A 24,779-nucleotide genomic window follows, 5' to 3' on the forward strand; every position below is an offset into this window, starting at 1 on the left:
GCCTCATCAACGGCGAGCCCGGGGCCGAGCGCGTGGCGGCCGTGCTGTCCCAAGCCGTCATCTCGACCGTGAACCTCGCCGAGGTGGCCACCAAGTTGAACGACCTCGGCGCCGACGCGGCCACCGCCCGCGCCCTTCTCGCGCCCCTTCATCTCTCCGTGGTGCCCTTTGACGAAGCCATGGCCTACGCCACGGGCGCGCTGCGGGCCGCGACACGGGGACAGGGCCTGTCCCTGGGGGACCGGGGCTGCCTGGCCCTGGCTGCAAGCCGCAGGGCCACGGTCCTGACCACGGACAAGGCTTGGGCGACAGTGGGTGATCTGGTCGGGGTGGCCGTGGAGATGCTCCGCTGAGCGGTCATGAGGCCGGGTCAGGCGTGGGGGGGCGTCTATAATCCTTGACGCTCCTCCTCGACCCGCTCACCGGCTCAGGGCGGACGATGCGCAGCGCGAACCGCCTGGGGTGAGCCGTCGAGAAAGCTTCAGCTGAACCTACGCCTTTGTGCGTGCTTGCGGGTTTCCGGACGGCCCTGGCGTGTAAGGTTTGGGAACGTTTGCTGGACCTCTTTATCACAAGGCCTGAACGGACGTTCTAGCGGCTAGCCTACTCCGTCACTGCTCAAGCTGAGTAAGCTCGAGGAGGCAATGATCGACGGACATTGTTGAGTAGATCGCGCTCGAATGGGTGAAGATCGATCTGCTCGGTGTTCAACGAAGCGAGCAGCCGCAGGCCATGGTCTACATCTTCAATTGCGCCCCAATGCCTTTTCATCTTCAATGAGATTTCAGCCGGAACACCGTACTCATCCAAGGCGAAAAGGCCGGCCGGCATGAAAAGGGAGTCCGCCTGCGCCGCATACATGCTGTAGTCCCCCGGAACCGATCGCTTATGTCGGCCAAGAACGTCTGCTTGAATGCGGCTGACTGCCATTAACTGACGGCCGAACGTATAGCCAACATACTTGCGAAGAAAGGCGAGCGCGTCCTCAACAGCATCGCTGACGGTCCTAGTCTCCCATCGTTCGCGTACCCGGCGTCTGATGAAATCTTTAAAATCACCCGCATTCATAAGACTGGTAAGAACAGCATGGAGCTGGTTGCCATCGTATATACCATGATGCCGCAAGGAGCTCCCTTGATCAATGTGAGTGTAGATCAACTCGCACACTGCGCGAAGCTGATTAGAGTTCGGAACGCCGCGCCACTGAAGTAATTCGGGCGATCTATCATAAATCCCAGATATAGCGTCAAACAGTATGTTCTGAACGTCGATCGGCAAATAACGATTTGCGCGTATTGTCGCTTCGCTTAGTTTTGAATCTCTGAAGATAGTGCTCAGACGCTCCTTAGATCCAGTGGACAGACTTGTTTGTGGTAGATCAAGGAGCAACGAGAGCGGGGTTGAGAGGTCTTGTCCTTCAATCGGTAGGTTAACCATGTGGTCACCTTCAGCAACGGCCTCTTCCAAGACAAAGACCTTGCCGATGAAGTAGCGGTTCATACGTCCTGCGCGACCGGCAATATTCCTGAATGTAAAATCATCGATAGTTTTCGTGTTCCGGCGCCGATCAAAGATCACAACATTCTCGGCGACGGTGTTTACGCCTTCAATGATAGTTGACGTGCAGACGAGGTAGTTAATCCGATGTTCCTCGAATGCGCAAACCATATACTGCTGAATCGCTCTTGGTACATTGCCGTGGTGAATGCCGACGCCCCTCTTGAGGGACTGTATGACCTCCCATTCTGATGGGTAGTGCTGCTCAAGCCATGTCACCGCATCTTTAGTTGCATCGCAGATCGGCAGATTACAACCGGTATGGATTGTGCGTGCAGCTTCTCGCGCGCTACGTGGAGACTGACAATATACAAGGGTCGGACTGGTCAGAGAACTGCAAAGTTCGACGAGTTTAGTGGCACGTTCCTCGCCGCGCTGCTTGAGGTTGAAGTGATGTACATCCAGCGCGACAGTTGAGAAGTCGGATGGAATAAAAACATGCTTGTAGTCGGATGCCAGACCGCTTACAGACGAAATGTTGGGGCCGATCAGATAGAACTGGGCCCCCTGCTGGGCTAGTCGGTGAAAGCAGATATTAAGATCGATTGCACGTTCGTCATCATCGTCGCGCATATCCAGTTTGTAGAACTCATCGATGACGAAGAAGTCGACGTCGCCAAGGTCCTTCCGCCCCAACGCCCTCTCCTGTGTCAGGATGTACACAGTAGGTCGTCCATCATCGAGCCGGGCTTGGCTCGGATGAGTGATGATGTCGTGGCTGGAGCCCAGCGATGAAGCAATGCGCCTCCTAGTCTCATCAATCAAAGCGATCGTAGGTACAATAATAACTGCGCGTTTATGCTTGCGGGTTGCAAGGACAGCATCAATAACGAGGCTCTTACCAACGCTTGTCGGCGCGCTCAGCACTACGTTGCGGCCGTTGATTAGCTCCTGAAAGACAGACAGCTGTAAGCTGTGGAAGAGGCGTTCTTCTCCAACACCATGAACCCTGTGGGCCTCGATCAGGATCTGATCTTCTAGTCCTTCACTCTTGGTTTGGTCGGTATAGGGGAACAGCCCTACCTCCCGGACCAAAGCATCGAGGAGAGCGTCGTACCCATCTGTGAACGTCTCTCTGTGCGACAGCAGGCGGATAATCAAGTCGCGCGCAATCGCAACCGTTCTTTCGTCATTCGCCAGTCGGGCAACTTCCCGGAAAATAGGAAAGCGATGCTCAGCCAGCTTTTCTGGTTGAGTGAGGGATTCTCGAATGAGGCTCAAATCCATCACTGTCCCCTAAGCTGTTTCTCGAAGTCTCGCGCGAGTGTAGTGGCGCATTCTATTGGAACAAGGAATATTGAAACTTGAATGCCGCTTAGTTCATCCCCAATTTGATTCTTAATTCTCACATATTCGTCTTCGACCTCTCGCTGCAACAGGTTGACGTATACAGCGTTGAATCCTGATTGAAGCGTAGTGCTGTCATATGCTACCAGAATGGGAAGGCGGATTACCTTGAGAAGGTCCGACGTCTTCCCAGTAGATTTCAGGATTCCGTCAAGGTTATCGGCGCGTAGGTGTCGCGGCTCGCGTAGTTGGATGATGATGTCCCGCTCTTCATGCAGCACGTCGCGGGTCAATGCAGTACGGAGCTCGGAAAGAACTTCGCTGACAACGGCGTGGTGATTAGATGCGGTCACCAGGCGCGATCGCCCCAGCCAGATCTCCTCACCGGTTACAAGTGGCACGATATGTGCGCTGGTGGACCGCATCGTGCCCGCGATTGAAAAGAAGATCCGGCAAGCAATCGGCTCGGCGCCGAAGTGATGACGGAGGATGGCATGCAGTATAAGCGCGGCGATAAGGTGCGGCATGTCGGCCGGGCCGCGCCGGTCCAATGCCTTCAACGCTTCGCCTGGCAGCCGTCGCGCAGATAGGTGGTTGTAGCTCGCCAGTACGCGAGGAGATAGAGCCACCTCCGGCAGCCAATCGAGCAGGTGCTCGATCAGTTCGCTCTTGCGCCAGACCTGTCCATCATACTCGACGTCATAAGCGTACAGGGCCCTATTGATTTCGCTGTCATCAACTGTGTGAAGCTCCGAGAAGAACCGCGGCGCATCAAAGATCTGGTAGACCTTCACGGCGGCAGTCGCCGCCTCGCGCATCTGACGCAGCTGCTCCTCCCACCATGTCAGACAGTCGCTTCGGCTCCAAACCTTGCCGTCAGGATTACTCGATGGTTCATCACCCATTGCGCGCGTCTTCTGGACGAGGCGCTGATAAGTCTCATCAATCAGGTGGAAAGCCGGATAAAGGCCGCGGCCTCCAGCCAGCTTCAATAACGCATTCGTGTTCCGCGCAATTAGAGATTGTTCGTCTCCTTCCACTTCCCACAGGAGGCAACGTGACCAGTCTTCTAATGTTCGCCCGGAGGCGGATTTGATGTCCCTATAACGCTTGGAAAAGCTCGCAACCAATCCAGCAAGCGTGGTGTTACTACTGCGCTTAGCGCGAGGTAGGGTGAATGGAAGAAGCTTGGTGCACACCTGTCTCGTTGTGACTAGTCGAAACCACGCTGTGTCGCCATGCTTGTCACAGAGGAGAGACTTTTCGCATACTGAGCTTCCCTTCCTGCCGCTATCACGCGCAATCAGCTCAGCTATATTCCATTTGCTATCTTTTTCAGTTGTCTTGACCTGGATGTACTCGTTGATGACTGAACCAGCTTCGTTGCGCCTAACCACAACATCATCGCCTGTCTCACATTCGAGTTGCATGACCATCGGATCCTGTAGCATCTCCAAGGCAACTCTGGCGGCTACATGGTCTTGAATGCGAAAACCGCGTCGTGCAGCGATACCCCCAGCATCTGACGCCCTTGCTGGATCCACTAAACTATCAGGCACTCGGCGCCTCCCTTACGGAGGGGAAGATGCCGACTACCGTAGAAAGTGTAAAGCTGGCGGTCTCGAAGCCTGACACTTTTGCAAGATGAGAGTTCGGCTCGGCGCGAAGTTATGACTTAGCAGGATCGTAGGTCGCACCGGAGCTGCCCGCCAGTTGAGAGTTCCCTGCGATGCCAGACCTTGCATGGAACGCAAGGTAAGGTAGGCGCTCTTCGCGCGGTGAGCGCCACGTGAGGGGCGACTTTCGAGCCCAGGTCATCATCGTGGGTCACCCCTTGATCTCAGCCAGGCCCTAGACCGAACCACCGCAGCGGTCGTCGCCCCCTAGCGCACGAGCAGATCGCCCATGGCGCGCCGCAGGAACGCCTTGCGCCAGCGCGTCCGCCGGTGCTCGGGGGCGTCGTGGAGCATGTGGCAGCGCTGGCAGAGCGCGGCCAGATCGCGGGGCCCGTTGCGGCTGGGGTCGTGCCGCAGATGGCAGCTCGCCAGCACCACCCGGGTGACCGGCAGCCAGGGGACGTGATCGAGACCGGCCAAGGTCGGCTGGCGCGCCTCCAGCACGGCGGGCGGGGCCAAGCCCCGCACCCGCCGACCGCGGCCGTCGCGCCAGGCCGCGCGCTCCTCGTCCCACCAGGTGCCCGCGCCGTCGCCCAGGTGGACGACCCGCCGCCCGTGCGGCCGCCCGCAGCGCTCGCAGCGGCCCCGGGCCCGCCCGAAGCGGATCAGCCGCGACAGCTCCGGCCAGTCGATGGGGTAGAGCCAGCGGTTCTCGGGAGCGATCGGCATGGGAGCGAGTCTGGGCCACAAGGACCCGAAAGCCAAGGGACGGCCCGCTGGGAACGAGGTGGCCTGTGGCTCCTCGGATCGGCCGCCACGCCAGGGCCGGCCCGCGGCAGACGGCGCGGGAGGGTCCGGCTCGGGAAGGTCGGTTAGTTGATCCCCGTATCGTCCTGCCCAACTGTGGGCCCAGCAGGGACGAACTCGGGCGCAGGCCGCGCCAGCTCGATGCCCGAGGCCGGATAAACGGCAGAGAAGCGACCGTAGGTTCGGCACCAAGCGGCCCCCGCAGGCGACAGCCACTCGGTCAACTCGATGATCTTCCCGTGGTGCTTGGGCAAGTTCCAGTTGAGGATAGGCTCGTGGTGCGCGATGCGGTTGCGCAGCATCCTGAGCCGGGCAAGCGGCTCGGAGAAGTCCTTGCGGCGGAGCCCTTTGCCGTCGGCGCGCCGTGCGATCTTGTGCAGGAGCTGCTGCCAGAGCGTCTCGTAGTCCTTGCCAAAAAACGCCGTCCAGTACCCGAAGGTCAGCGCCGCCACGACCCGGCCCGGATCGTGGGAACGGCCGCTCTCCGTCAGCTCGGCCTTGGCCTTTTCCAGCTGCTCCGCCTGCCGGCTGCCCTTCTGGTACTCGGGGCGATTGAACCAGGGGAGCGCTGGGTCGCCGTGAGGCTCGGCGGACGCCACCGCATGGATCCTGTTGCGTAGCGCCACCTCGAGCATGTGGAGGGGAGTATAAAGGCTCTCGGAAAGCTGGGAGTTGAGGGTGTAAAGCTCGACGGCGCGCAGCCGATCGCCGTCGGCCCAGGTGAGGTATCGGCCAAACCGCTCCAGAGAGAGGGTGTCCTCCAGGGCCGCGATCTCCTCTTCGGTCATGCCGTCTCGTTTCACTTTCCACTTGAACCTGTCGCCGTCAGGGGCATATTTGCCCTGTACGCCCCGGTTCCGTCTCTGCCTCTGGCATGCGGCCGGGGCAAATCGTTTCTGTAGCCTGGGCCATCGCAGCCAGCAGGCGCGCCCACGTCCCTACTGGTTCTCTCCCGCCGTTGGCGCTTCTCCACAAACCTCCGTCCCAGCTTATCCCACAGGCTCGATGAGACCCTCAAGGTGATGGATGGTGCCGTTCAGTCGACCGAGGCGGTTCGGCCCCAACCTGGTGAGCTTCTGAGAGCCTCCGTCCCGAGCTGGAACTCTCATCGAGCGCACCGCAACAGCCATCCACCGTACGTCCGATGTCGTCAAGCTGGCCCGGAGCGGCCGGCGGCCGGCACGCGTCCGGACGGACCAGCTCCTCGCGGCGAACCTCGGGGGCGGCCCCCGGCCCCCCGGGATATTTGGAGAAGGTGCGAGGCAGGCAGTCCTACTCGCGCACCACCAGTCGGGGCTACGACCAGGTGTGTTGAACGACGATCCCCATGGCCTTAGATCGGAGCTAGGCTGGCAACAGCTGGCGACTGGTCAGGCCGCGTGCCGGGCCAGCGTTGCGGTGACCCGGCCCCCCCAAAGGGCACCGGTTGCGAGCCGTCCCTTGGAGAGCCGCCCTTTGGGGCGGTTTTTCTTCTTTCCAGAGCCCTGTGATCCAGTACGTCTCGCGCAGCCTGGCCGCGTTCTCCTCGGCCCAGTCGATTTAGGAGCGGGCCTGCGCGACCATGTCGGCTACCTGCAGCAGGCGCACGGCGGCCCAGTCGATCTGCAACACCCGGTTCACCGCCCGAAAGCGGCCACGCGGAGTCCTACTTTGCCCGCGACAGGGACGGAGGCGCACGGCCTAACCCAGCCGGAAACGTGGCCGTTCCGACCCGCTCGAGGATTGGCAAGCTCGGCCTGGAAGCGCCAAGATTTCCTGTCTGCTCCCACGTCCGACAATCATCCCGTCCGCCTGACCGCTATGACGCATGTTGCCGGACGAGCCAAACGCGGGCCGTCAGACGGAGGTTAGACGGACGACGCCTGGAGGCTTCGGAAGGGCGTTGGTGGTATGACTGCTCCCCCTGGTGAATCATCGCAGACCCACCTTGGCACACCATTGCCGTCGGAGGGCGGTCACACAATCAACTCCCCTGGGCGGGGCGACCCGTCGGGGTAGGTAGGGGCTCCCCGCAACAGCTCGGTGGCTGCCGTCCATTCAAGAATTCTCGGTCTCCAGCAAAGCAAGACCGCTCGCGCCTGACGCACATCGCAGAGAGTCTTGCTGGTCGATAACGTCGACAACTGCTCGATCTTTGCTCAATGTCTCTCGGGAAACACAACCTCGGTATTGGTTCCCCACTCGATTAGAACCAGATGCGAGAGGTCATGGTTACCATCTAGATGAGGCTCGACAGCCACAAGGCGCTCCACCGTCGCAAAGTGCTCAGCAATCAACTGCCGCAGTTCTAGCTCAGAAACTTTCGACGGGAGCGAGTCCCAGGTAGAATCTTCGTCGACTGCGCGGGTGATCGGAAATCCTCTCAAGTGAATTGACGTCACCTTGCCGTCGGCAAACGACAGATTGAACGTGTCGACGTTCGGCGGATCGCCAGGTAGGCGAACATACTTCATTTCATTACCAGCTATTTGCCTTCGGAACCAGCGTTTGACGTCTGCGAACCGCTGACTTAGAGCGACAACAAAGATTGGCTCAAGATATGAGTTCTTCGGGGTTGGGCGGATGTTGCCCTCACTATCAAAATACGCCTCGTAAACGATGCCGGCAAAGAAAATATCCGCATTCGGACTGAGCCGCCGAGCTAAGAACTCCCCCAAATTCTCGATGAGCTGAACTGCAGCATGGGAATTTCCGCAGGCAGCTTGATAGACATTGCGGCCCAAGACAAAAATCTGTTCAGGGGTGGCCGCGCCGCTTGAAACAGCGGCAGCAACGCCGGACATAGCTGGGTTTTGGCGATACCAGTTGTAGGTCTTCAGGGCGCGAATGATGTAGTCAGGGGAGTCATCGGCCCCCATCGCTGGGTAGCGCGCGTCCGCCTTCGCATCCGGCGCTAGCGCGTCGAGAAGATCTTCAACTTCCGATCTGAGCTCCACGTCATTTTGGACCGGAATAGCGGGTTCCTGAACGGGGGGCTCTCCCTCCACTTGGTCTTCGGGGTTCCGGACCGGGTTAGCGGGTTCCCGAGCGGGCGGCTCGGCCTCCACTTGGGCTTCGGGCTCTGCATGTTCGCCCAAAACTGAAGTTTCAACCGCAACATCGGACTGCCCGTCGACCGCCTCTTCCGTGCCACTCTCGTCCTTTGGCGGCTTAGCTCGATCCACTTCTGCCGCCTGCTCAATCTGAACTGCACGGGCGAGCTGTTGAACCTCGCGCGATGCCCCATGGCTGCTGAGAAGTTGAATCAGTTGCGGAATTGTTACGATATAGAGCTCATTGACTGCTGAAACTGTCGAAATCTCATGTGATAGGGTCGGGTGCGGGCAGGTAACAACCTTCGGCTTCGCATTATTTGCGAGAGTCTTGCCGTCGTAATCAACATATCTCTCGGGAAAGTAAACCCAGTCGTCCTTTTGATCGTGAGTTATAATGACAACTTTTTCAATATCTGGCTTACTACCCGTGTGAACAAGGATTTCCTTCCAGAAAACGAAGTCTCCATATCGATTGGCCCCATCTCCACCAACAGATCCAGCATCGCCTCGCTTCCCGGCATCTCGGTAGCCGGGCGGAATCCGACCTTCGCTACGAGCGGCAAACTCCCTCTGAAGATCAGAGAAAGTGGGCATCTGCGCGGTGAGGCAGGCTCCCTCAAGGAAGGGGAGTAACTGCTCTTCCACTTTCGTCAGCTCGACCGAATCCTTGAGCATCTTCATGGCTCGCGTGAGATCCGACGCAGCCTTGCGAAGGAAATTCAAATAGCTTGCTCGATCATCAAACGCAAATGCCTTCGCCCGCACGTCATCGGCGAAGAGCGCTGCTGCTTCTTGTATGAAGGACAGATCTGCTTCAATTGCACGAACTTTTGGCCGAGCCGGCAGGAGCGTATCCGGTGAGCGGCGGTGTCGATATAGCTCGTGCAGCGCCCAACTCGGGACATGCACCTTTCCGAGCCGAGGCCCAGTTCCTATCCAGTCAATGAACTCCTTCCGTGCGCCTTCCGCCAGGCGATAGGTCCAAACCAGGGACGATGTGTCCAAGTAGATGGCAGATTGAGCCGTATCGGTAAGAGCTGCCGCGATAGCTGTGTCTTGTGCTTGGCGGTCGAAGGGGTCACGAGGGAGGCGCATGTCACTCCAGGGGTCTACTTCGAGGACGTTCTATGACTGAGAGAAGGTGGGCGAACAAGTTGCCCTAGCCTTCAGCAGGTCGTTGGTCCGACCTCGTCCGGAACAGTTATCTGATGCATAGTTCAGCGGCCGTGCGACCGGATGAAAAACAGATTGGATTGTATCGGCAAGGTATGATGGTCTCGTCTTCCATCGGCGCGGCGGCCTCGTGTGGATCGAACAGCAGCTCCAAGGTTCAAGGGCAAGCAACGACCAAGCGCAGAAGCCGGTTCTGACCCGGCTCAGTCGTTTCGCTGTAGCCCGGCGGTGGACGTCCTCAGCCGTGTTCATGACGCTCTCCGACATCTGTGAGGCCCGCCTCTGCTCCAGCGGCAGACGCCGAGGAAGGCGGATATACCTCAACTTCAGCGCTGGGAGGCTCCTTACAGATCTCCCGAACTAAGGGCCCTCTTAACGACTAGTACGCCTAACGTGCGCTCGATTATCACCGATCCAGGCCCTCCAGCTTCCCCATAATTTCCTGCAAGACGATCACGGCGTCTTGAAGGTCCGTTAAGACGTTCCTATTCTGGAATGCACGTCCATGGTCGCCATGGCGTCCGACGTGAAGCTGGCCTTCGCCATGCGGATCGCGCGCCAGGGAGACCACGCCGAGGTGGCGTTCGCCGCTGAGGTGTCTGTCGTCGCGGCCCAGCCGTGCGCAGTGGATGGGTGCTCGTCAACGGTCGGGACGGTATGTGCGGGGACCCCGAGCGGAGAACTTGATGAGGTCGCTCTTTGAGGATGTGCGAGGCGAGGAGAACATCTTTGCCGCGTGGCGCCATGTGAAGCGCAGTGCGCTGAACTCTGGAAGTGCCGAAATCAAAGGGATGGCATCCGAGTTCGAGCACACCCACCAGAGACAGCTTCGGCGCATCATCACGCAATTACGAGAAGGTCGATTTACCTTCGACCCAGTCGAAGGTGTCCTGAAAGACAAGCAGAAGAGACTAGCGCAGGGCAAGGACCCACGCCCTATCGCAATAGCGACGCTAAAAAATCGGGTGGTCCAGCGGGCGATCCTGCAGGTCTTGCAGCCCCGAGAGTCGCGAGATTTGCGCGATCCAGAAGCTCGTTATGAGACTAAGCTGGACTCTCGGCTTGGTCGAATTAACGATGTAAATCGTTCGTCCTATGGGGTAGGAGGGTTGATTTATCCTTACGGTGGAGTCCGTCCTGCCATTGCAACAATTATGCAGGAGATCGATGCTGGTGCGAAATTCTTCTACCAGTCGGACATCAAATCTTTCTTTACGAAGATTCCTACGGCTCAAGTGGTCGATTTTGTTCTGCATGAAACAGGTGACCGATTGCTCGCCGATCTGTTTTCGCGAGGACTTGAGGTTCATCTCCGCAATAAGGAAGAGTTGAAAGGTTACGCAGCCTTGTTCCCTGATGGGGGAATAGGGGTAGCGCAAGGTTCCTCACTATCGGCGTTTGCTGGAAACGTGCTCCTCTTCGAACTAGACCACGAACTTAACGACATGGGTGTCCGAGCGGTCCGTTACATCGACGATATTCTCATGGTTAGCCGTAATGAAGCTACTCTGGATGCGGCAGTCCTGCATGCCGAGTCCAAGCTAAAGAACTTTGGATTTGGATTGTATTCTCCCATCGACTCACCAGACAAAGCTGCACGAGGCAAGTGCTCCTCGGCTATCAACTTCCTTGGCTGCACCCTGCAACCGAAGCGCTGCACTCCAAGCACTGCGTCGGTGAGGAGGATCAAGTCAGACGTAGTCAGCGGTCTCTCTGAGTCCAAGTCTGCCATCAAAGAGGCGATCCGAAAAGGCATTCCCCCAAGCACGAAACAATCCCAGAGCGCTACGCTCGATGCAATGAGTAAAAAAGTTTATGGCTGGCAAAAGTCCTTTTCCTTTTGCAACGATGGCAGAGTGTTTGAGCAGCTAGATCACTTCATCGCGCAGCAAGTTCTTGACTACCACGGGTTCATCTGTCGAAATATAGCGAAGCTTGATATAATTGCTCAGATGGGTATCTTGGGAGTCCCATCTACTAAACGGATGTTTCAGAAATCTGGTGGCATGAGCGGTTCGACCTAGCTCTACGATGGTTATTTCGGGCCTAGTATGTCTCGCCACTCGATTGACGGCTTCGCCGATTGGAAGATTGTTTTCCGGGAGCACGGACGACGGCTCCTAGGCCGAATTACCTCCGTTGCGGCGGAAGCCGGACCACGCTCCGGCTCTCCGCCACGCCATCGGCTTGTTCCTGCCGATCGGGTTCCCGTAGGATCGCGCGGGAAGCACCGGAGGGACGAGTGACGCCGCAACAGTTCATCGCCAAGTGGCGCCACGTCGAGTTGAAGGAACGCTCCGCCTCCCAGTCCCACTTCAACGACCTGTGCGCGCTCCTGGGCGTCAAGGACCCGGTCACCGACGACCCCAAGGGCGAGTGGTTCGCCTTCGAGAAGGGCGCCTCCAAGACCTCGGGGGGCGAGGGCTGGGCTGACGTCTGGCGCAAGGGCTGCTTCGCTTGGGAATATAAGGGCAAGCGCAAGGACCTCGATGCGGCATTCCGGCAGCTCCTCATGTATGCGGTCGCCTTGGAGAACCCGCCCCTTCTGATCGTCTCGGACATGGACCGCATCCGCGTCCACACCAACTGGACCAACACCGTCCAGCAGGTCCACGAGATCGCGCTCGACGACCTTCTGGACGGGGCCAAGCGCGACCTCTTGCGCTGGTGCTTCACCGACCCCGAACGGCTCAAGCCCACCCGGACCCGGCAGGGCCTGACCGAGGAGGCGGCCGAGCGCTTCGCCGCCTTGGCGCAGCGCCTGCGCGGGCGGGGCCACGACCCGCAGGACGTCGCGCACTTCGTCAACCGGCTGGTGTTCTGCCTGTTCGCCGAGGACGTGGGCCTTCTACCGGACCGGATGTTCCAGCGGATGGTGGAAGGATCACAGGCCCAGCCTGCCGCGTTCGAGGAGGACGCGCGCACGCTGTTCGCGGCCATGCGGACGGGTGGCAAGGTGGGTTTCGAGCGGGTGGAGTGGTTCAACGGCGGGCTGTTCGACACGGACGCGGCGCTGCCCCTGGAGAAGCCGGACGTGGCCGACATTCTGGCCGTGGCGCGGCTCGACTGGTCCGAGATCGATCCCTCCATCATGGGCACGCTCTTCGAGCGGGGACTCGACCCCGGCAAGCGCAGCCAGCTTGGCGCGCACTACACCGGCCGGGACATGATCGGAAAGATCGTGGAGCCCGTGGTAGTGGCCCCCCTCCGGGCCGAGTGGGAGGCCGCGCGGGCGCGCATCGAGGTGGCGCTTGCGAAGGAGAAGGCGGCCAAGGCTACGGCAGGCCGCAACAAGGCCCATGCTGAGGCCCTTACGGCCAAGGCCGGGTTCCTGGAGCGGCTGCGCGCGTTCCGGGTGCTGGACCCCGCCTGCGGCTCGGGCAATTTCCTGTATCTCGCCCTCCTCGCACTTAAGGACCTGGAGCATCGGGTCAACCTGGAGGCCGAGGCGTTGGGCCTGCCCCGCGACCTGATCCCGCTGGTGTCGCCCGCCAACGTCCTGGGCCTTGAGCTGAACCCCTACGCCGCCGAGCTGGCGCGCGTGTCGGTTTGGATCGGGGAAATCCAGTGGATGCGCGCGAACGGCTATGAGGTGAACCGCAATCCGATCCTGCGGCCGCTCGCCACCATCGCCTGCCGGGACGCGCTCGTGAACCCGGATGGGACGCAGGCCGAGTGGCCGGAGGCCGACGCCATCGTTGGCAACCCGCCCTTCCTGGGCGGCAAGCGCCTGCGGTCCGAGTTGGGCGACGCCACCGTGGACCGGCTGTTCGCGCTATATTCAACCGAGGTTCGACCCGAGGCTGACCTCGTGGCCTATTGGTTCGCCAAGGCGGGGGCGATGATCCGCGAGGGCCGCGCGGCGCGCGCGGGCTTCGTGTCCACGAACTCCATCCGGGGCGGGGCGAACCGCGCCACGCTGGAGCGGGCGGTGGGCGCGGGGCGCATCTTCGACGCCTGGGACGACGAGGACTGGGTGCTGGACGGGGCGGCCGTGCGCGTGTCCATGGTCTGCTTCGACGGGGGCGGGACGGGACCGGTCCGGCATGACGGCGAGGAGGTGGACGCCGTGTTCTCGGACCTCACGCCCCGGCGGGCGGGCTCGGCTCATGTGGACCTGACCAAAGCCGTGCGGCTGCCCGAGAACGCGGGCGTAGCCTTCATGGGCGACACCAAGGGCGGGGCCTTCGACGTGCCCGGCGAGCTGGCCCGCGAGTGGCTGAAGCTGCCGCTTAATCCGAACGGGCGACCGAATGCGGACGTGCTGCGGCCCTGGATGAACGGGATGGACGTGACGCGGCGGCCGTCCGGCAAGTGGATCATCGACTTCGGCTGGACGATGACCGAGGCGGAGGCGGCGCTTTATGAAGCACCGTTTGGACACATCATGGTCGAGGTGAAGCCTGTCCGTGCCGAGAACAAGCGCGCGGTCTATGCGACCTTTTGGTGGCGACACGTCGAGGCTCGACAAGGAATGTGGGCCGCTCTCAAGCAGGTCTCGCGCTATATTGTGACGCCGACCGTTGCCAAGCATCGGCTGTTCGCATGGCTCCCCGCTGGGGTATGTCCCGACCATCAACTCATCGCTGTCGCCCGCGACGACGACACGACCTTCGGCATCCTGCACTCGCGGTTCCACGAACTCTGGGCGCTGCGGATGGGCACCTTCATGGGTGCGGGCAATGATCCTCGCTATACGCCCTCGACCACGTTCGAGACCTTCCCCTTTCCCGAGGGACTGACACCGGATCGCCCAGCCTCAAGCTATGCCGCCGATCCACGCGCGCAGGCCATCGCCCAAGCCGCCACCCGGCTGAACGAGCTGCGGGAGAACTGGCTCAACCCGTCCGACCTCGTGGAGCGCGTGCCCGAGGTCGTCCCCGGCTACCCCGACCGCCTGGTGCCGACGAACGAGGCCGCCGCCAAGGCGCTCAAGACCCGGACGCTGACCGCCCTCTACAACGCCCGCCCAGCCTGGCTCACGCAGGCGCACGCCGCGCTCGATCAGGCCGTGTCCGAGGCCTACGGCTGGGGCGAGGACTGGCGGGCCGGACAGCTCACTGACGATGAGATGCTGGCGCGGCTGTTCCAGCTCAATCAGGAGCGCGCCGCCCCGGCAGTCCCGACCCCCGCGTCGGCGGCCTGAGCCGGAACAGCCCGGCTAGGGCCTACCGCCCCGGACCTGTCGGTCGCATGGGCCAGACAGGAGCGGATCGAAGTGATCAATCTGCCGGCTTGCGGACCATTCCCGACGGAACCCGTAGACGGCACCAGTCGGGGCTCCTTCATACCTGCTGGGGAGGTCGCGATCAGCCCTTCCGGCCCCTAGACCGACTCTCGGTCGCACCCCGTCCAAAGAAAAAGGCGGCTGCCCGGGAGGAGGGCGCCGCCTTATCGTCGGCAGAGGCCCACCCAGGGAGGAGAAGAGGGCGGCCGGTCCGATCCAGTGAGCGACAAGGCCGGGAGGAGGATGGCCCGTCGCGTCTTCCTCTCAAGTTAGCGCTAATGCTGCACCTGCACAATGAACGGGAGCGCGGGTCCGGTATGCGCGGCGCGCAAGCCGTCCCCGAGCGGCGTCGGTCGGACGCGCTCGCAGGAGCGTGGTCGGCGGTCTGGACCGGGCATCCCTGCCACCATCCGTGTCGCGAGGCAGAGGCCGCCTAGGCGGCCACCTCCTCAGGATGCTCCACGACGCTCCCGCACCGCTCGATGATGAGATCCACCGCCTTCTGTGCCTCGGAGGCGGCACGGAAGATCGCCTTCTTGTCCTCGGCCAGCGCCTTGAGCCAGCCCGCGATGTAGGCGGCTGACTGGTCGATGGACGGGGTCAGGCCCAGGGTGGCGAAGAGCAGGCACTGCCCGATCTCGGCCACCAGCTCCTCGAAGGCGTAGGCGGCCCGGTCCTTGCAACGGGTGAGCCGGTCGAGCCGCGCGCTTCCGCCCGTCCAATGCACCGCCTCGTGGCCTAGCGTCTCGTAGTAGCCTTGGGTCGTATAGAAGGTGCTGACCGGGGGCATGTGGATGAGGTCGCGCGCGGGGTGGTAGTAGGCGCGCGGGTCCGGGCTGGTCTCGACGGTGGCCCCGAGCCGGGCGAAGTAGGCCTCCAAACCCCCGTCAGCCTGGGTGCCGAGGTCCATGGGCCTGTCGGCCTCGCGGGTGAACTCGGCCGGCAGCCCGTCGATCTGGCCCGCGTTGAACACACGGTAGGCCTTGAGGTAGGGGCGGCGCTCTTCGGTGCCGTCCTCGCCCTCCTTCTCCACGACGCCATACTTCACGACGAGGGTGGAGCGCTCCCCCTTGCGCACCTGCCCGCCCAGGGCCTCGGCCTGCTTGTAGGTCATCCAGTAGGGCGAGGCGTAGCCCTTCTCCGCCGCCTCCAGCCAGAGCATCAGGACGTTGATGCCGCGATACGCCTCGCCGGTGGCGCGCAAGGGGAAGGCCGCGGGGCCTCCCTGCCCCGTCCAGGGCTTGCGCCAGGGCGGCGTGCCCGCCTCGAGGGCCGCGAGGATGCGGGCGCTGATCTCGCGCTCGGGATCGAAGGTCTTCGAAGGGGTGTGTGCCATGACAGCCTCCGCGTGGTGGGTGTGCGGTGGGGGTCTGGAGCCCTCATCCGCCCTTGGGCGAAGCCGTCCCGGTCTGTCGGTCCGAAACTTGCGCCCCGCATGTTTCGGAGCGGCAGAGCGGGGCGGGCGCAGCCCGACCCGCGGCCCCGGCCTTCCCCGTCACAGGGGGCGCAGGAGCCCGGTGGTGCGGCCCGCAGGCGAAGCCGAGGACACGGCGGGCCCCTCGAGCCGACCGCGCCTTGGTGCGGGCGCTGGCCCCTTGACGGGGGAGGCCGGGGATGCGTGGCGGATCACGGCAGATGCTCAAGTGTCGCGCGGCCCGGCTTGGCCGCGCGTCCGTCGTCCCTGGAGCCCGACCTCCTCGGGGTCGGGCTCGCCGCTTTCCCTTCCTTGGCCGGACCATGACCCGGCCCGCCGGACCTGCTACAGGGCGGCCATGACCCGTCGCCCGCGCCGCACCTCCCGTCGTCGTTCTCCGTCTCGCGCCCGCAGTCGGCGTCCCCTGGCCTGGCTCGCGGCCCTCGCGGCCGTGCTCGTCGCCCTGGGCTGGCTCGACCCCACGCGCCTGCCGCAGGGCTGGGACGCCTGGTGGCCGGACGGCCTCACCGAGTGGCTCCCCGGGCCCCCGGGCCCGACCCCGCGCCCGGGACCGACCCCCTCCCCGGCCCCGGAGCGCACGCCCGCGCCGCGCGAGGCCGAGCCCCCGGCCCCGCCCCGCTCGGCCAACACCCTCCAGGGCCGGGTGACGCACGTCCGCGACGGCGACACCCTGGAGGTGGCGGGCACCCCTGTGCGGATCGCCAACCTCGACTGCGCCGAGCTCGGCACCACCGAGGGCGAGAGCGCCCGGCTGTTCCTGTTCGACCTCGTGGACGGGGAGACCCTGACCTGCGACCTGGAGGGGCGCCGGAGCTACGACCGCGAGGTCGGCACCTGCGCCCTGGCCGGCGAGGACGTGGGCGAGATCCTGATCGGGGAAGGCGTGTGCGGACGCTGGGGCGGGTGAGGCTGGGATTGGGTCCAGGCCAGCGTCAGGGATCGTTCGTTAACAGCGGTGGTGGCTAAGGCTCCTGGCGCAACTCCAATGGCAATTGCAGGGACCACACCCGACCCTCCGTCGAAAGGCGGAGTTGGCAGTGAAGCCGTTCCCAACGATGTGATCGTTCAAGACAGAAAACGCATCTCAATCGAGGTCGCCCTGTCTGCCGCACCGTTAGTCACTTCGCGAGGTCACTCTTGATCCTGACTGCATGGATTGCGTCTATCCCTTTGGTCACGCTGCGCGCGAGCCTGTCACACGCGCTTCCGGGGAGGAGCAGATGAACAAGATAAATCTCATTGCCATTGCCACAGCCCTGTTAACCTGCTCGGGGTTCGCCGCCGCACAGGATACTCGGTCTGAAATACTACGCTACTACCCTTGCGCGAGCGCCCTGGATACCCCGACATTGGAGTATTTAGGGGATTGGGCTAATGCAACAAAAAATGATCCTTGCATGCTCGACGCCACCGAATTTGAGGATATTTTCGGGTTCCCGATGGACGAAAAAACGGGCGGAACTGATGACTACAACCCTGAAAATCAACCTGTGCAAAATGCCGGTCGTCCTGTAACCCTTCTCGGGCTGAACATGGCAATGTCAACGGCAGAGATGAGCAACGTTCTTGCCCGACAAGGATTTGATTGCACCGTTGAGGAAGACCCTGGCCACCCCACCCCGCTTATGTGCAGTCGCGACGAACTGCCCATGCAGGTAATGCTGATCCGACCTCTATTCTCAGACGAAAGAGTATTGTCCTTCAATTGCAAATTGTTCGACACCTGTCCATATACGCAAGAGGAGGTGGCTGGATTTTTAATAAAGGAAGGCATCTCAGATTACTTCGAAGTCGAGGAAAGACAGTTCGGGTGGGCCTATTGCGGACGTGCGCCCACCGGCGAGAAGGTCTGCGCCGAGCCGGGTGGAATCTCATTGTCACAAGGCGCACTTGGTGCGCCTGCGCCTTCATTCAACTGAACGATAAGATAGCCTGCCTCCGGCCAGTTCGGGAACACCTGAAGGGGGGCTGACAGCCCCCCTCGCCCACAGGGGGCTCACCCTTGAGGAGTTTCGAGAAGGTGGGGAGCAGGGGAGGCCGGTCCGGTTGGACCGGGCGGCCTGCAGGTCCGACCGGAGAGGCGGGGGTCGTGAATTCGACCCGCGTCGCCGCCCAAGGTTCGGGCGACGCCGTGGCCGGGGCGCGTCACCGCGCGAGGCGGGGCGCCGAGCGGCGGATCATCGCTGTTGCCAAGCGAACCGAAGGCGCTACACGTTCTCGTTATGTTCCTGCTGCGCCACCACGAGTTCGAGTCGCAGGCCGAGGCCTGGTCCCTGCCCTTCGTCCTCGAAGGGCTCTGCGCGGGGTTCCCCTCCCCCGCCGACGACCACCTGGAGCCGGACATCAACCTCCTGGAGCTCCTGATCCCCAACAAGCCCGCGACCTTCCTGTGGCGGGTGGACGGGCACTCGATGACGGACGCCGGCATCTATCATGGCGACATCCTCATCGTGGACCGCAGCCTCACCCCCCGGCATGGCGACGTGGTGGTTGCCGTCGTCAACGGCGAGCGCTCGCTCAAGCGGCTCCTCCTCGACGGGCCTCGGCCGCGCCTGGCGCTCGAGAACCGCGAGTTCCCGGCCTTCGCCATCCCGGAGGCGGCGGAGGTGGAGATCTGGGGCGTGGTGCGCTGCAACGTCCACTGGCTGCGGGGCCGGCGGTGAGGGCGACCCGGTGACCGTTTTCGCCCTGATCGACGGCAACTCGTTCTACTGCTCCTGCGAGCGGGTGTTCGACCCCACCCTTGCCAAGCGGCCCGTCATCGTGCTGAGCAATGGCGACGGCTGCGCGGTGGCCCGCACCCCCGAGGCCAAGGCCCTCGGCATCCGCATGGGGCAGCCCTGGTTTCAGATGCGCGACCTGTGCCGGACCCACAAGGTGGCGGTGCTCAGCTCGAACTACGCCCTCTACGGCGACATGAGCGCGCGCATGAACGAGGTGTACCGCCTGTTCTCGCCCGCCATCGAGGTCTACTCGATCGACGAGAGCTTCCTCGACCTCTCGGGCCTGGGCGGGACGGACCTGGTCACCCACGCCCGCGAGCTGCGCGCCACCGTGCGCCAGTGGACGGGCATCCCGACCTGCGTGGGCGTCGGGCCCACGAAGACGCTCGCCAAGCTCGCCAACTGGGTGGCGAAGCACGACCCCGAGCGGGGCGGTGTGTGCGACTTCCGCGACGAGGCCGCGCGCCTCCCCGTCATGGCGAAGATCCCGGTCACGGAGGTCTGGGGCATGGGCTCGGCCTCGGTAGGCAAGCTGGAGGCGCTCGGCTGCCGCACGGCCGCCGACCTCGCCCGCCTCGATCCCGCCCTCGCCCGTCGGCTCCTGACCGTGGTGGGCGAGCGCATCGTCTGGGAGCTGCGGGGCACCTCCTGCCTGCCCCTGGAGGAGGTCGCGCCCCAGCGGAAGGGCTGCGCCGTCACCCGCAACTTCGCCGGTCGGGTGGAGGACCTGCCCACCCTGCAGGAGGCGGTGGCCGCGCACACGGCGCGGCTCGCCGAGAAGCTGCGCCACCACGGCCTCGCCACTGACGCGCTCACCGTGTTCTTTCACACCTCCACGCACGACCAAGGTCCCCAGCACGCGGCGAGCCGCACGGTGACGCTGCCCGAGGCCACCAACGATACCCTGGCGCTCATCAGGGCCGCGCGGGCGGCGGTGGCGGCGATCTGGCGGCCGGGGCACCGCTACTCGAAGGCCGGGGTGATGACGATGAGCCTGATCCGGGCGGAGGACGCAGCCCCTCCCCTGTTCGACGGGCTCGACCGGGAGCGCTCGGCCCGGCTCATGGGCGCGCTCGACGCGGTGAACGCCCGCTGGGGGCGGGGCACCCTCCTCCCGGCCAGCACGGGACTGAAACGCCCCTGGGCCACCCGCTTCGAGCACCGCAGCCCGCGCTACACGACACGCCTGGATGAGCTGCCGCGGGCGCGGGCCTGACCCCGTCCCGAGCCAGGAGCCCGCTTCCGCCTCACTCGGCGGAGGCCGGCGGCTGCCCGGCCGTCAGCTCCTGGAAGCGGCCGTAGTCGGCGGTGACCTCCCGGGCCTCCTGGAAGACGCGCGCGCGCTCGGTGTCCAGACAGCGCAGGTAGAGGTCGAAGTCGCGGATGTAGGTCTCGAAGTCTTGCCGCAGGAGCTCCGCGTAGGCTTGAACGTCCCGGGGATCGCTGGGCAGGAAGGGCCGGATGGGCGGAATGCAAGGTTCCGTCTGAGCGCGGATGCTGCTTGGGAGGACAAGAAGGGTGACGAGGCAAGCTGTCAGAACGGTTGGCGGTGGAACGCGCATCACGTAACCCTTTGTATACTCTAAATTTCAAAGAAATGAGATCGGCGGCCCATAATCCTGGATGACAGTCTTAACGAATTCGTGAACTCATCTTAAGAGTCTGTTAACGATTCGGTTTTTGCCCCCAACGGTTGCAGGTCGCTGGCGCACGCTCCCCCAGAGCACACGCTGTGCTTGTCACCAAAAATATAACATCCTATCGTTTGTCCATGACCTAGAAACGGGCTGGACGCGATAGCAGGTCGAGGGACCGGAGATCGCACCATGCCAAAGTTAGGTCCCGATGTGGTCACCGAACTCGGCTTGCGAGAGCTTTTGGAATTAGGTCACCGCATCGTGGTGATTTGCCTCAAGCCGCCTGTCAAGAAAGGCACAGTCTTTTATGGGCTATGGGGCATCCGCTGCGTGTCCGGGGATGGGGAGTCCGATCGAGTCCTTGTCATCTCGATGCGGAGCAGCAAGATCCCCGACCGGCCGCGCGTGTTCAAGACGCTCAACGGGGTCGCGAGCTTCCTCTACTCCCTGGACTTCGGCACCGTCTGCATCCCCATGCACGAAGGACGGAGCGCCATCCACACACCTTCGCAAGACCGGACGGCAGAGTCTTAAGGCCGCCATCCTGCTCGGGTGGGCGTTGGCGACGGAGGTCTCGGCCGATGGCCTGGTTTTGGTCATGGGCGCAGACGGCTCGCTCACATCGAGCACCGACACCAGTTTCTCGAAGCACTACGGCAAAGCGGCCCAGGAGGACACGGGCGCCGTGGTCCTGTTCCGCCCCGAGCCGGAGACCGCCGAAGAAGTCCTCGCCGCCGAGGGGACGCTGGTGGGGGTACCCGCCCCGCAGTCCCGCACGCCCTCGCCCGAGATCCTGGCCCACATCGAGGCCACCGCCTTGCGCTACGCCGGGCACGGGGCGCTGCGCGGAGCGGGCCTGAGCCCGTCGGACTGGCTGCTCCTCTACCAGGCCAACATCGAGATCGAGAGCGGCTACAACCCCCGCGCGACAAGCCCGGTGGGCGCCATCGGCCTGGGCCAGCTCATGCCCGGCACGGCCTCCATTCTCCAGGTCGATCCCCACGATTGGCAGCAGAACCTGGACGGATCGGCGCGGTATCTTCTCACGCAGATCGGCCGCTTCCAATCGGCGGAATTGGCGCTCGCGGCCTACAACGCCGGCCCCGAAGCGGTCGCGCAATACGGCGGCATTCCACCTTACGCAGAAACGCAGAGGCACGTCTCCAGGGTATTGGCGGTCTTCGATCGACTCAAAGAGGAAATCGGATCATGAAAAGACAAAACATAGGTCTTGCCAGCCTTGCGCTGGTTCTCGCGATGGTCGAACCGGCCCTCGCGCAGACGGTGGATCTGTCCCCGGTCCAGACGGTGCTCCAAGGCATCGTCGACGCCCTGACTGGGGGCCTGGGGCTCGTGGTGGGCACGCTGGCGCTGATGGGCGTCTTCCTGGCGTGGCTCTTCGGCTACATCGACTGGTCGCGCGCCATCATGGTGCTCGTCGCCATCGTGGGCGTCGCCTCGGCGCCCGTCATCGCAGCCACCATCTTCGGCTGAGGCACGACCATGGCGGATCAGACGCGGCTCTTCCTCGGCCTCATCCGGCCCGCCAAGCTCTTGGGCCTGCCGATCCTGTATGCGGCCAGCTGGCTCTTCGGGTCGGCGCTGCTGTTCCTGTGGACCCAGCTTTGGGCGGTCGGCGTGGCGGCTCTCCTCGCCTACCCGGCGATCTGGAAGGCCGCGGACTGGGACCCGCACTTCCTGGACGTGGTGCGCGTGGTGATGCAGCAGACCCCGCCGCGCCTGCCCCGCTCCGAGGACGGAGAGACCCACTATGCCCCGTGACACCCTGGACGATGGGAGCCCCCTCGATCTGGGGGCTCTTCGTCCCCAGCCACGCCGGTCGGACCGCCAGCTCGCATGGATGCTGCCCTACGTGTCCCTGGTGGATGACGTGACGGTGCGGACGCGCGGCAACGAGCTCTTCCAATGCGTCCGCCTCGACGGCCTCAACAGCGCCACCACCGAGGACGAGCATCTCGACCGCATAAAGCGCCTGTTTGCCCAACTTGTGGCCCAGGTGGGCGCGGGCTACGCCTTCTACGTCCACAAGGTCTCGAAGGGGCTGCGTCCCGAGTTGCGCCCCATCGAGGGGGACGACTTCGCGGCCGCCCTCGACGCCCGCTGGCGGGCGCACCTCGGCACGATGGGGATGCGCGACAAGACCCTGACGCTGACGGTGATGAAGCGCCCCGAGTTGGGCGCCAAGGTGCCCCTCTTCGCCCGCCGGTCGGTGGAGACGCTGCGCGCCGAGACGGCCGAGAGCCTGCGCAAGCTGAACGAGGTCGCAGGCTTCCTCCTGTCGAGCCTCAGTGGCATGCGCCCGCGCCGGCTCCCCGCCTCGACGGGGGAGCTCCTGGGCTTCCTGGGCGGCCTGAACACCGGCGAGGAGCTGCCCCTGCACCGGGGCTCGCGCTACGGGTACCTCTCCGAGGACCTGGCCAACACCCGCGTCAGCTTCAAGGGCGCGCGCTTCACCCTCTCGGAGGGCGGGGTGGGCCGCAAATACGGGACCACCTTCGCCATCAAGACCTACCCCGCGAAGACGACGGTGGGGATGTTCGACGGGCTGAGCCTCCCCGTGGACATGGTGGTGACGCACAGCTTCGTCCCGGTGAACTCGAACCTCATGGCCGAGCGCATCATGCGCCAGAAGCGCCTGATGCGAACGGGCGAGGACGGGGCGGTGTCACTCCTGGCCGAGCTCGACGAGGCGCACGACGACTTGGAGTCGCGCCGCCTCATCTTCGGCGAGCACCACATGACGGTCACGGTCTTCGCCGCCACCCCGGCCGAGCTGGACAACCTCGCGAGCGAGGTCCGCACCATCGCCGCCGAGCAGGGCGTGAGCCTCGTCAACGAGAGCTTTGCGGGGCAGACCCACTACTTCGCCCAACATCCGGGCAACGCGCCCCTGCGGAGCCGCAAGGCGCCTCTCACCAACCGCAACTTCGCCGACCTTGCGGCCTTCCACCGCACCCCGCTCGGCAAGCGCGCCGAGGAAACGCCCTGGGGCACGCCCCTGACCATGTTCCCGACACCGGAGCGGTCGGGCTTCTGGTTCTCCACTCACGAAGCGGGCCGCCCGGACCGCGAGCCCACCTCCGGCCACACCCTGATCCTGGGCCGCTCGGGGGCGGGCAAGTCGGTGCTGGCGGCCTTTCTCATGGCGCAGGCGCGGCGCGCCGACGCGCGGCTCGTCGTCTTCGACTACCGGGCCGGCCTGGAGATGGCGGTTCGCGCCTTGGGCGGCTCGTACGCCCCGGTCCGGCCCGGCGTGCCCACGGGGCTGAACCCGCTCTGGCTCGAGATCGACGAGCGGGGGCAGGCCTGGCTCACCGACTGGCTGGTGGCGCTCCTCACCCGCGAGGGCCGCCCGCTCTCGCCCGTGCAGACCAACCGCATCAGCGAGGTGGTGCGCCAGAACGCCGAGGCGCCCGCGCACCTGCGGAACTGGACGGACCTCGCCTCGCTCTTCGCGTCCGCCGACGACGGCGGCGACCTGCACGAGCGCGTCCACGAATGGACGACCCAAGGCCGCTACGGCTGGATCTTCGGGCAAAGCCGGGCCGACACCTTCTCGCTCGACGGCGAGGTGGTAGGCTTCGATCTCACCGGCCTCCTCGACAGCGAGTCCGAGCGCGAGCGCATGGCGGTGCTGTCCTACCTCTTCCGCCGGGTCGAGCGGCTGATCGAGGACCGCCGTCCCACGATCATCGTCGTGGACGAGGCCTGGAAGGCGCTCGACACCAGCTACTTCGCCGAGCGCCTGTCCAACTGGCTCGTCACCGCCCGCAAGCAGAACGCGGCCGTGGTGATGATGACGCAATACGCGAGCCAGCTCGAACACACCCGGACGGGGCGGACCATCGTGGAGGCCGTGCCGACCCAGGTGCTGCTCCCGAACATCCGCGCCAAGGCCTCCGACTACGCCTTGCTGGGCCTCAACGACAAGGAGCTGGCCCTGCTCCTCGGGACCGGTCCGGCCGCACGGCTGGCCCTGGTGCGCGACGACCGGGGCTCGACGCTGGTGGACGCCGACCTCTCTGCCCTGGGGCCGCTCCTCACCATCCTGGGCGGCCTGGAGAAAGGCGAGGCCCTGGCCGGTCCCGACTGGCGGGCCCGCCCCGATTTCTGGAGGCTGTGACGTGAGCCTGCGGTTGACCCTCCTCGTGGTGCTGCTGGGGCTGGCCGCGTTAGGCTTGGCAGGGTGCGAGCCCACTTCCGGCCCCACGGCCACCTGCTTCAGTCTGGTGGAAGGCCCGGGGCCGTGCGAGTTCCGGCC

Annotated in this window: 18 protein-coding genes; 11 read left to right on the forward strand and 7 right to left on the reverse strand. The window is 63.7% G+C overall.

Going from position 1 to position 24,779, the window contains the following annotated elements:
* A partial coding sequence (locus tag J2Z33_RS13470; RefSeq protein ID WP_209841924.1) for a type II toxin-antitoxin system VapC family toxin occupies positions 1 to 353 on the forward strand: 353 nt, incomplete at its 5' end.
* Positions 354 to 618: 265 nt separating this feature from the next.
* On the opposite strand, the gene J2Z33_RS13475 is transcribed toward J2Z33_RS13470, so the two are convergent.
* The 5 genes from J2Z33_RS13475 to J2Z33_RS13495 all read right to left on the reverse strand — a co-directional run bounded on the left by J2Z33_RS13475 (position 619) and on the right by J2Z33_RS13495 (position 9,397).
* Positions 619 to 2,784: a DEAD/DEAH box helicase gene (locus tag J2Z33_RS13475; RefSeq protein WP_209841926.1), complete on the reverse strand. Its 2,166-nt coding sequence runs from the start codon at positions 2,782 to 2,784 to the stop codon at positions 619 to 621.
* On the reverse strand, positions 2,784 to 4,403 hold the full coding sequence (locus tag J2Z33_RS18850; RefSeq protein WP_209841928.1) for a HamA C-terminal domain-containing protein: 1,620 nt from the start codon (positions 4,401 to 4,403) through the stop codon (positions 2,784 to 2,786). Before J2Z33_RS18850 ends, J2Z33_RS13475 begins: the two co-directional genes overlap by 1 nt.
* Positions 4,404 to 4,727: 324 nt before the next feature.
* Positions 4,728 to 5,189, reverse strand: a complete 462-nt coding sequence (locus J2Z33_RS13485; RefSeq protein ID WP_209841930.1) for a hypothetical protein — start codon at positions 5,187 to 5,189, stop codon at positions 4,728 to 4,730.
* Between the two features lie 143 nt (positions 5,190 to 5,332).
* Entirely contained in the window at positions 5,333 to 6,055 is a 723-nt protein-coding gene (locus tag J2Z33_RS13490; protein ID WP_209841932.1) for an Abi family protein, read from the reverse strand.
* Between the two features lie 1,350 nt (positions 6,056 to 7,405).
* Positions 7,406 to 9,397: a PIN-like domain-containing protein gene (locus J2Z33_RS13495; RefSeq protein WP_209841934.1), complete on the reverse strand. Its 1,992-nt coding sequence runs from the start codon at positions 9,395 to 9,397 to the stop codon at positions 7,406 to 7,408.
* A gap of 764 nt (positions 9,398 to 10,161) precedes the next feature.
* On the opposite strand from J2Z33_RS13495, the gene J2Z33_RS13500 reads away from it, so the two are divergent.
* Together J2Z33_RS13500 and J2Z33_RS13505 are read left to right on the forward strand one after the other, a co-directional pair.
* Positions 10,162 to 11,499: a reverse transcriptase domain-containing protein gene (locus J2Z33_RS13500; protein ID WP_209841936.1), complete on the forward strand. Its 1,338-nt coding sequence runs from the start codon at positions 10,162 to 10,164 to the stop codon at positions 11,497 to 11,499.
* 218 nt (positions 11,500 to 11,717) lie between these two features.
* Positions 11,718 to 14,621: a class I SAM-dependent DNA methyltransferase gene (locus J2Z33_RS13505; RefSeq protein WP_209841938.1), complete on the forward strand. Its 2,904-nt coding sequence runs from the start codon at positions 11,718 to 11,720 to the stop codon at positions 14,619 to 14,621.
* 514 nt (positions 14,622 to 15,135) lie between these two features.
* Here J2Z33_RS13505 and J2Z33_RS13510 read toward each other — a convergent pair.
* A complete protein-coding gene (locus J2Z33_RS13510; RefSeq protein WP_209841941.1) occupies positions 15,136 to 16,038 on the reverse strand; it encodes an ArdC family protein in 903 nt (300 codons plus the stop codon).
* Between the two features lie 529 nt (positions 16,039 to 16,567).
* On the opposite strand from J2Z33_RS13510, the gene J2Z33_RS13515 reads away from it, so the two are divergent.
* The 4 genes from J2Z33_RS13515 to J2Z33_RS13530 all read left to right on the forward strand — a co-directional run bounded on the left by J2Z33_RS13515 (position 16,568) and on the right by J2Z33_RS13530 (position 20,076).
* Positions 16,568 to 17,044 carry a thermonuclease family protein gene (locus J2Z33_RS13515; protein WP_209841943.1) on the forward strand — a complete coding sequence of 159 codons (477 nt, stop codon included), beginning with the start codon at positions 16,568 to 16,570 and terminating at the stop codon, positions 17,042 to 17,044.
* A 313-nt stretch (positions 17,045 to 17,357) separates the two neighbouring features.
* On the forward strand, positions 17,358 to 18,056 hold the full coding sequence (locus tag J2Z33_RS13520; protein WP_209841944.1) for a hypothetical protein: 699 nt from the start codon (positions 17,358 to 17,360) through the stop codon (positions 18,054 to 18,056).
* Between the two features lie 303 nt (positions 18,057 to 18,359).
* Positions 18,360 to 18,800, forward strand: coding sequence for a LexA family protein (locus J2Z33_RS13525; RefSeq protein WP_209841947.1), 441 nt, complete (start codon positions 18,360 to 18,362; stop codon positions 18,798 to 18,800).
* A gap of 10 nt (positions 18,801 to 18,810) precedes the next feature.
* A complete protein-coding gene (locus J2Z33_RS13530; RefSeq protein ID WP_209841949.1) occupies positions 18,811 to 20,076 on the forward strand; it encodes a Y-family DNA polymerase in 1,266 nt (421 codons plus the stop codon).
* Between the two features lie 31 nt (positions 20,077 to 20,107).
* Here J2Z33_RS13530 and J2Z33_RS13535 read toward each other — a convergent pair whose 3' ends face one another.
* Positions 20,108 to 20,422, reverse strand: coding sequence for a hypothetical protein (locus J2Z33_RS13535; protein WP_245218850.1), 315 nt, complete (start codon positions 20,420 to 20,422; stop codon positions 20,108 to 20,110).
* Between the two features lie 673 nt (positions 20,423 to 21,095).
* Here J2Z33_RS13535 and J2Z33_RS13540 point away from each other — a divergent pair.
* Genes J2Z33_RS13540 through J2Z33_RS13555 form a run of 4 tightly spaced genes read left to right on the forward strand, consistent with a single transcriptional unit; the run spans position 21,096 to position 24,641 of the window.
* On the forward strand, positions 21,096 to 21,710 hold the full coding sequence (locus J2Z33_RS13540) for a lytic transglycosylase domain-containing protein (RefSeq protein WP_209841951.1): 615 nt from the start codon (positions 21,096 to 21,098) through the stop codon (positions 21,708 to 21,710).
* Complete coding sequence (locus tag J2Z33_RS13545) at positions 21,707 to 21,991, forward strand: TrbC/VirB2 family protein (protein ID WP_209841953.1); 285 nt, start codon at positions 21,707 to 21,709, stop codon at positions 21,989 to 21,991. Before J2Z33_RS13540 ends, J2Z33_RS13545 begins: the two co-directional genes overlap by 4 nt.
* 9 nt (positions 21,992 to 22,000) lie before the next feature.
* Positions 22,001 to 22,279 (forward strand): VirB3 family type IV secretion system protein, encoded by a 279-nt coding sequence (locus J2Z33_RS13550; RefSeq protein ID WP_209841955.1) that lies wholly within the window; start codon positions 22,001 to 22,003, stop codon positions 22,277 to 22,279.
* Positions 22,269 to 24,641: a VirB4 family type IV secretion/conjugal transfer ATPase gene (locus J2Z33_RS13555; protein ID WP_209841957.1), complete on the forward strand. Its 2,373-nt coding sequence runs from the start codon at positions 22,269 to 22,271 to the stop codon at positions 24,639 to 24,641. The genes J2Z33_RS13550 and J2Z33_RS13555 overlap by 11 nt, the downstream gene beginning before the upstream one ends.
* The last annotated feature ends 138 nt before the right edge of the window (positions 24,642 to 24,779 follow it).

This window comes from Rubellimicrobium aerolatum (genome assembly GCF_017872975.1).
In the GTDB taxonomy this organism is placed as follows: domain Bacteria; phylum Pseudomonadota; class Alphaproteobacteria; order Rhodobacterales; family Rhodobacteraceae; genus Rubellimicrobium; species Rubellimicrobium aerolatum.

What these genes read in the sequence shown, in the direction of transcription:
- J2Z33_RS13475 (WP_209841926.1), bottom strand. Translation starts at nt 2,784, where the DNA reads ATGGATTTGAGCCTCATTCGAGAATCCCTCACTCAACCAGAAAAGCTG.
- J2Z33_RS13485 (WP_209841930.1), bottom strand. Translation starts at nt 5,189, where the DNA reads ATGCCGATCGCTCCCGAGAACCGCTGGCTCTACCCCATCGACTGGCCG.
- J2Z33_RS13490 (WP_209841932.1), bottom strand. Translation starts at nt 6,055, where the DNA reads ATGACCGAAGAGGAGATCGCGGCCCTGGAGGACACCCTCTCTCTGGAG.
- J2Z33_RS13495 (WP_209841934.1), bottom strand. Translation starts at nt 9,397, where the DNA reads ATGCGCCTCCCTCGTGACCCCTTCGACCGCCAAGCACAAGACACAGCT.
- J2Z33_RS13500 (WP_209841936.1), top strand. Translation starts at nt 10,162, where the DNA reads ATGAGGTCGCTCTTTGAGGATGTGCGAGGCGAGGAGAACATCTTTGCC.
- J2Z33_RS13510 (WP_209841941.1), bottom strand. Translation starts at nt 16,038, where the DNA reads ATGGCACACACCCCTTCGAAGACCTTCGATCCCGAGCGCGAGATCAGC.
- J2Z33_RS13520 (WP_209841944.1), top strand. Translation starts at nt 17,358, where the DNA reads ATGAACAAGATAAATCTCATTGCCATTGCCACAGCCCTGTTAACCTGC.
- J2Z33_RS13525 (WP_209841947.1), top strand. Translation starts at nt 18,360, where the DNA reads ATGTTCCTGCTGCGCCACCACGAGTTCGAGTCGCAGGCCGAGGCCTGG.
- J2Z33_RS13535 (WP_245218850.1), bottom strand. Translation starts at nt 20,422, where the DNA reads ATGCGCGTTCCACCGCCAACCGTTCTGACAGCTTGCCTCGTCACCCTT.
- J2Z33_RS13540 (WP_209841951.1), top strand. Translation starts at nt 21,096, where the DNA reads ATGGGCGCAGACGGCTCGCTCACATCGAGCACCGACACCAGTTTCTCG.
- J2Z33_RS13545 (WP_209841953.1), top strand. Translation starts at nt 21,707, where the DNA reads ATGAAAAGACAAAACATAGGTCTTGCCAGCCTTGCGCTGGTTCTCGCG.
- J2Z33_RS13550 (WP_209841955.1), top strand. Translation starts at nt 22,001, where the DNA reads ATGGCGGATCAGACGCGGCTCTTCCTCGGCCTCATCCGGCCCGCCAAG.
- J2Z33_RS13555 (WP_209841957.1), top strand. Translation starts at nt 22,269, where the DNA reads ATGCCCCGTGACACCCTGGACGATGGGAGCCCCCTCGATCTGGGGGCT.